The 12,033-nt window shown below is 70.1% G+C and carries 11 protein-coding genes; 4 read left to right on the plus strand and 7 right to left on the minus strand.

Going from position 1 to position 12,033, the window contains the following annotated elements; all coding sequences use genetic code 11:
- Window positions 1–78 precede the first annotated feature (78 nt).
- The 4 genes from ACQP2T_RS05230 (at window position 79) to ACQP2T_RS05245 (ending at window position 6,851) form a co-directional block, all read left to right on the plus strand.
- Complete coding sequence (locus tag ACQP2T_RS05230) at window positions 79–1,353, plus strand: AMP-binding protein (protein ID WP_433515045.1); 1,275 nt, start codon at window positions 79–81, stop codon at window positions 1,351–1,353.
- Entirely contained in the window at window positions 1,346–4,231 is a 2,886-nt protein-coding gene (locus tag ACQP2T_RS05235; protein ID WP_433515046.1) for an MMPL family transporter, read from the plus strand. The genes ACQP2T_RS05230 and ACQP2T_RS05235 overlap by 8 nt, the downstream gene beginning before the upstream one ends.
- 180 nt (window positions 4,232–4,411) lie before the next feature.
- Complete coding sequence (locus tag ACQP2T_RS05240) at window positions 4,412–5,515, plus strand: glycosyltransferase (RefSeq protein WP_433515047.1); 1,104 nt, start codon at window positions 4,412–4,414, stop codon at window positions 5,513–5,515.
- 52 nt (window positions 5,516–5,567) lie between these two features.
- A complete protein-coding gene (locus ACQP2T_RS05245) occupies window positions 5,568–6,851 on the plus strand; it encodes a hypothetical protein (protein ID WP_433515048.1) in 1,284 nt (427 codons plus the stop codon).
- A gap of 86 nt (window positions 6,852–6,937) precedes the next feature.
- Here ACQP2T_RS05245 and ACQP2T_RS05250 read toward each other — a convergent pair whose 3' ends face one another.
- From ACQP2T_RS05250 to ACQP2T_RS05280, 7 genes are all read right to left on the minus strand, one after another.
- Entirely contained in the window at window positions 6,938–7,306 is a 369-nt protein-coding gene (locus ACQP2T_RS05250) for a MerR family transcriptional regulator (protein ID WP_393481736.1), read from the minus strand.
- 17 nt (window positions 7,307–7,323) lie between these two features.
- Window positions 7,324–8,340, minus strand: coding sequence for an MDR family NADP-dependent oxidoreductase (locus ACQP2T_RS05255; RefSeq protein WP_433515049.1), 1,017 nt, complete (start codon window positions 8,338–8,340; stop codon window positions 7,324–7,326).
- Between the two features lie 343 nt (window positions 8,341–8,683).
- The gene (locus tag ACQP2T_RS05260) at window positions 8,684–8,908 is read right to left on the minus strand and encodes a hypothetical protein (RefSeq protein WP_225300811.1); all 225 of its coding nucleotides are present in this window, start codon (window positions 8,906–8,908) and stop codon (window positions 8,684–8,686) included.
- 282 nt (window positions 8,909–9,190) lie between these two features.
- Window positions 9,191–9,550 carry a hypothetical protein gene (locus ACQP2T_RS05265; protein ID WP_433515050.1) on the minus strand — a complete coding sequence of 120 codons (360 nt, stop codon included), beginning with the start codon at window positions 9,548–9,550 and terminating at the stop codon, window positions 9,191–9,193.
- Between the two features lie 78 nt (window positions 9,551–9,628).
- Window positions 9,629–10,810, minus strand: a complete 1,182-nt coding sequence (locus ACQP2T_RS05270; protein WP_433515051.1) for a helix-turn-helix domain-containing protein — start codon at window positions 10,808–10,810, stop codon at window positions 9,629–9,631.
- 59 nt (window positions 10,811–10,869) lie between these two features.
- Window positions 10,870–11,073 (minus strand): EF-hand domain-containing protein, encoded by a 204-nt coding sequence (locus ACQP2T_RS05275; RefSeq protein WP_433515052.1) that lies wholly within the window; start codon window positions 11,071–11,073, stop codon window positions 10,870–10,872.
- Window positions 11,074–11,102: 29 nt separating this feature from the next.
- On the minus strand, window positions 11,103–11,981 hold the full coding sequence (locus tag ACQP2T_RS05280) for a LysR family transcriptional regulator (protein WP_433515053.1): 879 nt from the start codon (window positions 11,979–11,981) through the stop codon (window positions 11,103–11,105).
- Window positions 11,982–12,033: the final 52 nt, after the last annotated feature.

Here is a 12,033-nt window from a genome sequence, read left to right on the forward strand (position 1 = left end):
GTGCAGGCGTTTGGCAAGAATCGAAGCTCTTTCTGCCGTAATTTTCTAGGTCCCTGTAGTCGGCGAGGGGACCCGGGCATGCCCGAGGCACTGATCGAGCGCGTGGCGCGATGGGCGCGGGAGATCCCGTACGCGCCCGCCTACACCTTCGTCGATCACCTGGGTGACGGCTCCCGCGAGACCCTGACCTGGGCTCGGGCTGACCTCAAAGCGCGGGCGCTGGCCGTACGGCTGCGCGAGGTCGCGGGTCCCGGTGACCGGGTGGCGATCCTCGCTCCCCAAGGGCTGCCGTACGTGGTGGCGATGCTCGGCGCCCTGTACGCCGGGATCGTGGCGGTGCCGTTGTTCGCGCCCGATCTGCCGGGGCACGCCGAGCGACTGAGCCGCGCCTACTCCGACGCCGAGCCGGTCGCCGTGCTCACGACCACGGCCGCGCTGCCCGGCGTGCGGGACTTCGCCGCCGGGGTTCCGGTGATCGCCGTCGACACGGTCTCGGACCTGCTCGCCGACGAGTGGGAGCCGGTGCCGATCGGGCCCGGTGAGCTCGCCTACCTGCAGTACACCTCCGGCTCCACCCGGGCGCCCGCCGGTGTGGAGATCACCCACGGCAACCTGGAGGCCAACGCCGCGCAGCTGTGGGAGTTGTTCCGGGCCAAGCCTCGTACCTCGGTCGCGGCTCTGTGGCTGCCGCTCTTCCACGACATGGGGCTGGTCGCGACGATCGCGCTGCCGATGGTGGGGGGCAACCAGGTGGCGTTCATGGATCCGGTCGCGTTCGTCATGCATCCGGTGCGGTGGCTGCGGCTGCTGAGTGAGTTCGACGACGTCTACACCGGCGGGCCCAACTTCGCCTATGAGTACACGGCGGCCAGGGTGGGCGCGGCCGATAAGGAGGGGCTGGACCTGTCTGGGGTGCGGGTCATGCTGAACGGCGCGGAGCCGGTACGGCCCGGCACCGTCGAGGCGTTCAACGCCGCGTTCGGCGGGCTGCTGTACGTCACCGGCCGGATCAAGGACCTGATCATCGCCGACGGGCGCAACCACTATCCCCAGGACATCGAGGTCACCGTCCAGGAGGCGCACCGGGCCGTGTGCCGCGACCACGTGGCGGCCTTCTCAGTGCCGGGGGAGGAGACCGAGCGGCTCGTGGTGGTGGCCGAGCGGTCGCGCGGTGGTGCTTCGGCCGATCCGGCGGAGGTGGCGGCCCGGGTACGGGCAGCGGTCCGGAAATTTCACGATTTATCCGTGCACGACTTCGTGCTGACCGGCACCGGAGCCGTACCCCGGACGACCAGCGGCAAGATCGCCCGGCGGGCCTGCCTGCGGGCGTACCTGGAGGGCGCCCTTGTTTGAGTCGGCGGGACGCCTGATCCACCGCGGCCGGTGGACGCTGCTGGTCCTGAGCCTGGTGGCGGCCGTCCTGGTCGCGCCCTTCGGGCTGCAGCTGTTCGGCCGGATGGCCGACGGCGGCTTCGCCGATCCCGCCGCCGACTCGACCACCGCCGCCCGCTGGAACGACGCCTGGTACAGCGGCAACACGCCCGACGTGGTCGTCCTCTACCGGCACCCGCAGGTCAAGGTGCGCGACGCGCGCTTCAAGAAGGCCGTACACGACTCCCTGCGCGCCCTGCCCGCCCAGTACGTACGCAAGCTGGCCACCTACTGGACCACCGGCGCCAAGGAGCTGATGTCCACCGACGAACACGCCACCTACGCCCTGATCACCCTGAAAGGCGCCAAGCAGCAGGCGTACGCCGCGATCAAGGACCGGCTGCCCGTCGCGAACCTCCAGGTCCAGGTGGGCGGCTCGGTGCCGCTCCTGAAGGAGCTGAACGACCAGACTGCCGCGGACCTGGCGCGCGCCGAGGCGATCTCGATGCCGGTGCTGCTGGTGCTGCTCGTGGTGGTGTTCGGCAGCGTGGTGGCCGCCGGGCTCCCGCTGCTCGTCGGGATCTTCGCGGTGCTGGGCGCGCTCGTGCTGCTCAGGCTGCTCACCGAGGTGACCGAGGTCTCGGTCTTCTCGCTGAACGTCGTCACCATGCTCGGTCTCGGGCTGGCCGTCGACTACTCGCTCTTCGTGCTGAACTCTTTCCGGGAGCAGATCAGGTCCGGCGCCCCGACCCAGGAGGCCGTGGTGCGCACCATGGCGACCGCCGGGCGTACCGTCGCCTTCTCCGGTTTGACAGTGGCGACCTCGCTGCTGGGGCTGCTGCTGTTCCCGCAGATGTTCCTGCGCTCGATCGGGCTGGGCGCGGCGGCCGTGGTGCTGGTGGCCATGGTCGCGGCGCTGGTCGTCCTGCCCGCCGCGCTGTCCATCCTGGGTCCCCGCGTGGACGCCATCCGCATCACCCCTGACTTCGGCTCGGCCCGCGTGGGTGCCGGTCTGTGGCACGCGATCGCCTCAAGCGTGCTGAAACGGCCGGTGCTCTACCTGGTCGCGGTCACCGCCGTACTGCTCGCACTGGCCGGACCGTTCGCCCACGTACGGTTCGGCAACGTCGACCACCGTGTCCTGCCCGCCGCCGCCGAGAGCCGCCGCGTCGCCGAGACCGTCGACCGCGACTTCGCCAAGAACTCGATGGCCACGATCGACGTCCACGCCCTCATCGAACGCTCCTTCACCACCCGCTCCGCCGCCGTCGGCCCCCTCGGCCAGGGCTACACCCCGATCAGCGCCGTCACCGCGATCGACCCTACGGACGCCAAGCCCCTCGCCGACCGCCTGCGCAAGCTGCCCGGGGTCACGGGCGTCGACCTGGCCGGCCTCTCCCAGCCCAACGGCGCGGTACGGCTGGCGGTCCGCTACTCCTACGATCCCATGTCGGCCCAGGCCCAGAACCTGGTGACCCTCATCAGATCCATGACCCCGGAACCGAACATCCGGCGCCTCGTCGTAGGCGGCCCGACGGCCGCCCAGATGGACCTCCTGGCGAGCCTCCTGTCCAGGCTGCCGTGGATGGCGCTGGTGGTGGGCGGGGTGACGTTCCTGCTGCTGTTCGCCGCCTTCGGCTCCATCGTGCTGCCGCTCAAGGCCCTGCTCATGAACGTCCTGTCGATCGGCGCCTCGTTCGGCGTGATCGTCTGGGCCTTCCAGGACGGCCACCTGGCGACTTGGCTGCACTTCACGTCGACGGGGACCATCGAGGCCACAGTGACGGTGTTGATCCTGGCGGTGGTTTTCGGGCTGTCGATGGATTACGAGCTGTTCCTGCTGTCGCGCGTACGGGCAGAGTGGCTGCGAACGGGCGACAACACGGCGGCGGTGGCGACGGGATTGCAGCGGACCGGCGGCGTCATCACCAGTGCGGCACTGTTGCTGCTGGTGGTGATCGGGGCGTTCTCGACGGCCGGGATCACGATCGTGAAGCTGCTCGGGGTGGGCATGTTCGTGGCGATCGTGGTGGACGCGACACTGGTGCGGGCGCTGCTGGTGCCGGCGACGATGCGGTTGCTGGGCGGGGCCAACTGGTGGCTGCCTGGGGTGCTGCGGGGGGTGCATCGACGGATCGAGTTCCACGAAGGGCCTCCGCCCTCGGGAGGGCCTTCTCCGGCTCGGCTGTCTGCTGGGCGGGCGCTCGCTGAACGGCCGCGTGCTGCGCTTGCTGAACGGCGGCTTGCTGAACGGCCGCTTGCTGGACAGCTGTCTGCTGGGCAGTCGCTTCCCCCGAGCGCGCTTTCCCCGGACGCGCTTTCCCAGCCAGCGCCGTCCCCGGGCGCCGCGTCGGCGAGTACGAGCGGCGGCGGGGCTCGGCGCCCCGATACGGCGAGCAGCCCGCGTTCCGGGAGGTCGATCAAGCCCAATCCGGACGGCCCCGGCTGGTCCTGGGCGGAGGACAGCCCCGATGCAGCGGCGGCGGTGACCGTCAACGGCCGCCCGGCCATCTTCGGCGTGGACACCGACCCCATACCGGTCTCCGCCGAACACGACCCCCCTGCCGCCCTCCCCACCCCGCGCCCCGCCGCACCCCTCGTCAGAAAGCGCCCCTACAGCACCGCCGAGCCCGCAGCCTCCAAGCGACCCCAGGTCACCGCCCGCCCGACCACCACAAGCCGGGCCGGGGCCGATCCGGATGCCCCGCCTGGACCCAACGCCTCGGCTGGTCCCGACACTCCGGCAACTCCGGGCAGTACGCGGCGGCCAACTTGGGAGAAGGTCACCACCGGTCGTACCAGGGTCGTCAGGGCGAACCCCGACGGACCCGGCTGGACCTGGGCGGAGGTGGACACGTGACCTTGACCGTCGCCCCTGTACAGCCCGCCACCCGATCCCGGCTGCTCCTGACGGTCGTCGGCTTGGCCGGGTTCGTGACGACGCTGGACAACACCGTGGTCACCGTCGCCCTGCCCAGCATCCAGCGCGATCTTCAAGCTCGCCTGAGCGCGCTCGAATGGGTCGCCACCGGAGGCGTGGTTGCGCAGCGGGCCGCTGGGGTTCGTGCGGGGCTTCAGGGCCGTTCTCGAACCCCTCGCCGCGGAGCTCGTCGTCCAGGCGGACGACGCCTGCGCCGACGCCGAACTGGTCCTGGCGCCCGCGCTCGGCGCCATGGGCAGGCACCTGCACGAGAGGTACGGCATGCCGTACGGGATCCTGCAGTTCCAGCCCAGCGAGCCGACCGGTGAGTTCCCGAACCCGCTGATCCCGTCCCGGACCCTGGGCAGGGTCGGCAACCGGGCCAGCTTCGCCGTGGTCGAGCGGCTTGGCTGGCTGATGCTGGGCCGCATGATGAACCGGCGGCGCGGGCAAGTGCTGGGGCTGCGACCGTTGCGGGGGAGCCCGTTCGTGGCCGACCGGCGGGATCGGGTGCCGGTGTTGTGCGGGGTGAGCCCGCTGGTGGTGCCCAGGCCGCACGACTGGCCCGACTACGTCCACCTGACCGGCTACTGGCGCCTGCCACCCGATCCGGACAGCCCCACCCCGGACAAACCCGCCCTCCCGCCCGACCCGGACAGCCCCACCCGGGACAAACCCGCCCTCCCACCTGGCCCGGACCCGACCGCCTTCCCGCTGCCCCCAGACGTCGCCGCCTTTCTAGACGATGGGCCGCCGCCCGTGTTCGTCGGGTTCGGGAGCATGGTGCCCGATGAGCCGGACGCGGTCGCCGAGCAGGTGGTCGTGGCGCTGCGATTGGCTGGGGTAAGGGCGGTGGTCCAGGGGCTGCCCGTGACCGCCTCGGCGGACGTCTGTCCGGTAGGGGAGGTGGCGCACGAGGTGCTGTTCCCGAGGATGGCGGCCGTCGTACACCACGGTGGGGCGGGGGCCACGGCGGCAGGGCTGGCGGCCGGGGTGCCGAACGTGGTCTGCCCCTTCTTCTCCGACCAACCGTTTTGGGGCCGACGGGTGGCGGCATTGGGAGTGGGGCCGCCGCCGTTGCCTATTCGGGCGCTGAGCGGGCGGTCATTGGCGGCGCGGTTGCTGGCCATATCGGAATATCGCGAGAACGCGGCGCAACTTGGGGGGCTACTGCGGGTGGAACACGGGGTGAAGAACGCAGTGGATCTCATTGAAGGTAGCTGATCATCCAGATATTGTGCGATATGTCCGCGATCACCCCCTGGAGTAAGGCGCCATGCGACTGAGGAAGATTTTCGTCATCGGATTGGCACTCTCACTGCTGGGCATAGGCGTTCCAGCCTGGTCGGAGGACGATCCGCGCAGCTGCAACGACCTGATGTCCGGTGACACCCCGGCGTACGTCGTGTGCCGCTGGATGGCCACGCCCGACGAGGCGCGGGACATCGCCAACTTCTGGCTCTCCAACGACGGTGAGCACATGCAGGAAGCCGGCCCGATGAACCCGATCCTCGTCGACTGCACCGAAGCCGGCAACGAGTGCGCCAACGACTCCGAGGGCGACGGCGAGCTGCACGACGTCGACTCGCCTGATGTCGACGGCGCCGAGGACGGCGGCTCGCCCGAGTGCCAGTCCGGCGAGGAGTGCTTCGTCAACCCCGAGGGCCTGTCCAAGGCCGAGATCCAGGCTGCCGAGAAGTCCGCCGGCGGCCAGGCCGTCAAGGCCGCCGCCGCGGCCGGGATGCGCGTCTGGATCGACACGGAGCTGGCCGACGACTGGAAGGCGGGCAAGCTCGCCGAGGCGGCCAAGAAGGTCGCCGCGGTCGCGGCGCAGCAGGGGGCCGTGGGGATCAGGTTCAGCTCGCAGCTCGGGTTCAACAAGACGTTCGAGACGGCTGACGAGATGGACAAGTTCGTCACGGAGGCCACCACCACGCTCCGCAACCTCGCGCCGGGCAAGAAGCTGGCCGTGCACACGGTGGTGCCGGTGCTCGGCTGCGGCGCCAACGACACGTGCAAGGCCGAGGTGACCAAGAAGTACCCGCTGCTCGACCCCGAGCGGATCGGCGCCTGGCTCACCAAGGGCCTCGTCGACCAGCTCGCCCTGGACGGCGGACACCTGGCGACCGAGTACGCCACCTGGAAGATCGACGCCACCGAGGCCCAGCGCAACCAGTGGATCCAGGTCAGGGCCCGCGCCTGGGACGCCTACGGTCAGATCACCGCGGAAGACGCGGGCTTCGCCGCCGTGGGCTCGCCGCAACTCACCGCCGAGCAGGCCACCCAGTCGATCACCGACCGCATCGCCACGCCGCTCCAGGCCGACGCCGCCGAGACGATCACCCTCTGGTCCCGCTGGCAGAACGACCAGGGCCAGGTCAGCAGGCTGTACGGCGAGAAGTGGGCGCAGAACGCCACCTGGGACCAGCTGAAGAAGCTGACCTCGATCCGTCCCCGGCTGGCCACGATCTACGACCCGTCGGCGCCGGAAGTCGACTCGGCCACGGACCTCAAGAAGCTGTCCGAGGTGTTCGGCCAGGTGTATCTGCACACCACCTGATCAGGTCAAATGCTCGTGACGACCCGGGCGGACGCCCGGGTCGTCGTCATATCCGGGCAGTGGTCAGCCGGTCGTGCCGACCCGGCTCAGGTCGTCGTGCTGACCCGGGCGGCGAGGCGCTCGCGCAGCGCCGTCAGGCGGGAGATCTCCTCGTCCAGGGCGGTGAGCCGGCGCTGGACGACTCCGGTGCCCTGGGTGCAGCCAGTGCTTCCGTACGGCGGCAACGTATCGCCCTCCAGAAGGTGGAGGCGTTCGGCGCAGCTGCGTACGTCCTCGACGGTCAGCCCCAGCGACAGCAGCTCGCGGATGATCCGCACCAGCGTCACGTCACGAGGCCCGTACTCCCGCTGCCCGGTCATCGTGCGCGGCGCCGGGGGCAGCAGCCCGCGCTGCTCATAGAAACGCAGTGCCCGAGGTGTCGTGCCCGCCGCTGCCGCCGCGTCGCCGATCCGCATCAGCTCTCCAAAGGTAACTACAGCTCTACGATGACGGCTCCGAGATGCCGGCCGCCGATCATCTCGTGCAACGCCTGGGGAGCCTGCTCGATGCCCGACACTCGTACGTGCGGGAACGTGATCTCGCCGGAACGCAGCCAGCCGCCGAAGCGCTCTGTCCACTGTGTTCGTGCCCGCGCGTCGTCCGGGGCACTGAAGCCACGCATGGCGATGCCCTTGAGGATGAGCTGGTAGGTGTCCAGTTCGACGGGCGCCGTCGTACCGGTGCCGTGTGCCGACATCTGGCCGGACAGTGCGCCGACCAGGACGAACCGTGCCCCGTGCCGGGCCGCGGCAACCGCCGCCTGGAGCTGTTCGCCGCCGACGTTGTCCAGGAGGACGTCGATGCCGTCCGGCGCGATCTTGGCCAGCTGCTCGCCTATCGGCTCCGCGCCGCGGATCACGGCGGCGTCGTACCCCAGCTCGGACACCAGCCGTTCGGCCTTCTCCGGTGAGCCGGTGCTGCCGATCACCTGGCCCGCGCCGAGCAGGCGGGCGATCTGCCCGGCCAGCGAGCCGACCGCGCCGGCGCCGCCGGAGACGAACACCGTGTCGCCCGGCCGTACCTCGGCGCCCTGGGTCAACGCGGCGTACGCCGTCCAGCCCTGTGCCAGATGCGCCACGGGGTCGGGCAGCGTGTCACCCAACCGGGTGTACTGGGCCACGGCCGCGTACTCGCGCCACCCGAGCCAGTGCGAGACCAGCTCGCCGGGGCGCAGGCCGCTGTCCGCGGGCGCTGACACGACCTCACCGATCGCTGCCCCGAACAGGGTGTCACCGGGGAGGAGCGGGGGGAACGGCGCGCCCTTCACCGATCCGCCGATCAGGGTGCGGAGCGCGGCGAAGACGTGGAAGAAGCGGTTGCGGACCAGTACCTGGCCTTCTTCGGGCACCGGCAGTGGCGTCTCGACGATCTCGAAGTGCTCCGGCCTCGGCAGGCCGTCAGGCAGACTGGCGAGCCGGACTTCTCGGGACGTGTGGGGCAGGGCGGGCATGCGACGCTCCTCAGCGGTGGGCAGGGGGCCCTTATGGCGTCGCGACCCTAACCCTTGACCTATACGTCAAGGGCAAGTCCGCATGGTGAATGGTTCACCGCCCTGGGGCGTACGGCGAAGGTGATTTCCGATAGCACGAACTGGCCAGACGGCTTGGGCCCGGGGAGCACGAGGGCTAAAAGGTGTGGGGACGTGTCCCCACCGTCACCGCCCGAGCTCCATCGGCGCGGAGCGCCTGAAGGCGGTGACCATACTTACAGGGCCGGGCCCGATGACACGCGTCAACACACGCCGACAGCGCCCTCTGGCGAACGCTGCCCGCTTCAGATTGTGCCAGGCGGTCTCAGAGTTTGATCAGCTTGGCGTATGGGGTCGTGATGCGTTCCTGTCGTGATCCGAAGTCGATGAGGACGGCTTCGTCCTCGACGCCGATGACCCGACCGAGACCGTAGCGGTCATGGGACACCTGGTCGTGCATGCTGAACTGCTCGACCGGCGGGGCCGGAGGCGGGGGTTTGAAGGGGCTGGTGGGCAGGTGGCGCCGGGTCGCGGCGCTGGGTGGCTTCATCTACTCCAGTATGCGCCACCGCGAGATCTTAGAACGCCACATTCGCCGCAGTGGTTCGGTTTTCGGGCGTGAATACCCAGGAACATCGGCCTTATGCCCGTTTTATTGGCGTCCGGAAAGCCGTCGAGGACGGGCGGACCTCACTGTCAAGGCCGGGGGTTGGCGAGCTGCCAGTCGCCCTGGCGATCCGTCGTGTCCAGCTTGGGTGGGCCGCCGCCCGGCAGGCCCAGCGCGGCCAAGATCATGGGGTACGAGTTCTTGAACTCCCGTTCAGGCGCATGCTCAGGGCTTTGACCGTGTAGGCGGAGATGGTTCGCCCAGGTGGGCCGGGTGCCAGGGGGAGCCGGGCGGGTCCAGGGAGCCCATGAAGCTGTTCGTGCCGCTCGACATGTAGATGGAGACGCCCCTCAACCTCGAGGCCAGGGCCACGGGGTCGTTGGCCGCCCAGACCCGCCTGTCGCGGATGGGGTCGCCCCACAGGGCCTTGGGGTCCTGCTTCTCGCTGGCCTGGGCGTTCATGATGAGCGCTGGCGTGGTGCTGCTGTGGGGAGCGACGGGCGGCCTCGGTGCGTACGGCGTGCAACTCGTCAGGAACGGCGGCGGCATCCCCGTCGGCGTGGTGAGCTCGCCGGAGAAGGCCACCAGGACCTCGGCATCGAGGACGGCCTCCTCCGCGAACGCATCGGCGAGGACCGCCTCAGGCTCTTCCGCGCACCGCGTTCATGAGGGATTCATGGCGGCCCGGCGAGCACGGAGCACGATCTCCAGCTCGAAGCGGATGTCCGGATCGGCGAGCTGGTCGCCGTAGAGCTCCTCCAACTGCCGCAATCGGTAGCGAACCGTCTGCGGATGTACGTGCAACCGAGCCGCCACCTCACCCGCCCCCCGGCCGTACCGCAGCCAGGCCAGCAGCGTCTCCGCCAGCCGGTCCTGCTGCGTGGGCCGCAGATGGGCCAGTGGCGCCAGGCGTACCTCCGCCAGCGCGTCGACCAGCTCCTCGTCCTTGAACACCACCAGTGTCGCCATATGGTCCGCGCAGTGCAGCAGGCCGCGCGGCAGCACGCCGCGCCCGGACAGCTCCAGCGCCTCGGCCGCCCAGCGCAGCGACGCCGCGGCGGCGGTCAGGGGTACGGGCGGCCCGATGGCGCCCAGGTAGCCGCGGAGCGCGGTCTCCAGCATGCGCGCCTGGCCGGGGCCGTTCGGGTCGGGTATGAGCAGGCATGGCGTGGCTCGGTCCAGGCCCATCAGCACGTCGGGCGGCATCGCGGGTGAGCGGCAGGTGCCGTGCTGGTCGTCGAGGGCGACGCAGGCCACGGTCTTGGGCAGTCGCCACCCGGCGGCCTTGGCCAGGTCGGAGATGGCCTCCGCGCCGGCGGGCGGCCGGCTCAGCAGCAGGTCGAGCAGGCGGTTGCGGCGGCGCTCGATCTCGCCCGCCGCGTGCGCCTTGGCTTCGTGGAAGCCCTCGGTCGCGGCGTCGGCGAGCTGGTCGAGGTAGACGAAGATGGCCTCGCCCAGGTCGTACAGGGACTGCGGGGAGAGCCCGAGGGTGTCGGCGATCTCGGTCAGCCGCCGCCAGCCGACCCTGGCGCCCAGCCGCATCGCGGCCTGCAGCGGCTCCAGGTTGCGTCCCTCCGCCGCCTCGCCCTTGCCGATCATGCGGAACGGTTCGGGGTCCCAGGGGGCGCCGGGGTCCTGGATGTGGTCGAGGAAGCCGTCGATGGCCTGCTCGACCGCCATCCTGACGACCTTGATGTAGACCTCGTCGGACGGTCTGGCGTACTCGGGGATGCGAACCTGGATCTCCGCGATCACCTCGGCGGAGATCCGGCCGATTCCGGCCCTGAGCGTCTTCACGATGTCCGCGGAGATCCGGGTCTCGCTGGTGTCACTCTTGATGGCCATCGTCCCTCCTGTCGCCATTGTTACCCGTGCGGCAGAGGTTTGTGTAGCAAGTGCTTGCTTTACTTCTGCAGGAAGGCGCCGAACTCCTCCACGTTGATGAGGCCGTCACCGTCCTTGTCGAGCCTCTCCACCCCGGCCTTCGCGGCCTCCAGCGTGACCGGCTGACCGAGCACCTCCATCAGCCCGACCAGCTCTTCGGCGGAGATCCGGCCATCGTTGTCAACGTCGATCAGATCGAAGGTGATCGTGTAGTCGTCGCTCATGGGCTGCCCTTTCGCGGGATCCGTATCGGTCAGACCTTAGTGGCGCTCTCTCGAAGCGCGTCGATGAATGCCCTGACTTCTCGTCTTTTATCGCCGGAACGCCAGGCGATGGCCAGCTCACCCGGCGGGAGTCCGGCCACCGGCCGGTAGACCAGGCCCGGCCGCGTGTAGAGCGCGGCGTTGCCCTCGGCGACCAGTACGACGCCCAGTCCGCTGGTCACGGCCTCGAACACCTCTTCAGGCGTGTTGGCCGTGAACCCGATGACCGGTTCGTCGGTACGGAGGTCGCGGGCGAGCCAGTAGTCGCGCAGCGGCCCGGCCGAGGCGGGCAGCGCGATGAACGGCTCGTCGCGCAGGGCCTCGAACGGGATCTCCGCCAGCCCGGCGAGGGGGTGATCGTCCGGCATGGCCACGCCTCTGCCCTCAGTGGCCAGAACATGCGTGCTCAGCCCCTCGGGCACGGGCAGCCAGATGAAGGCCACGTCGGAGCCGCCGTCGGCCAGGCCGCCGCTGGGGTCGTCCCAGCCGACCAGCCGCAGCGACACCTCCCAGCCGGGCATCGCCGCGCGGAACAGGCGCAGCGCCTCGTGCTGCAGTCCCCGTCCGACGGCCGTCTGCATGCCGATGACCAGGGTGCCCGTGGGCGCGGCGGCCCTGGCGGCCTCCAGTCCGGCGGTCCACCGGTCGAGCAGCTCACGCGCCACCGGCAACAGCGCCTCACCCTGCCTGGTGAGGACCACCCCGGTGGGCACACGCTCGAACACGTCGAAGCCGAGCTGCCGTTCCAGCGCCCTCAGCTGCTTGGACAGCGCGGGCTGCGAGACGAACAGCCGCTCGGCGGCCCTGGTCACGTTCAGCTCCTCGGCGACCGCCACGAAATAGCGCAAGTCACGCAGGTGCACGTCCATAACCGATGGTTATAGCAGAGGGTCTTGGACGCGCCGATCGTACCGCGAGCAG

Source organism: Nonomuraea sp. CA-143628, assembly GCF_050942315.1.
Classification (GTDB): domain Bacteria; phylum Actinomycetota; class Actinomycetes; order Streptosporangiales; family Streptosporangiaceae; genus Nonomuraea.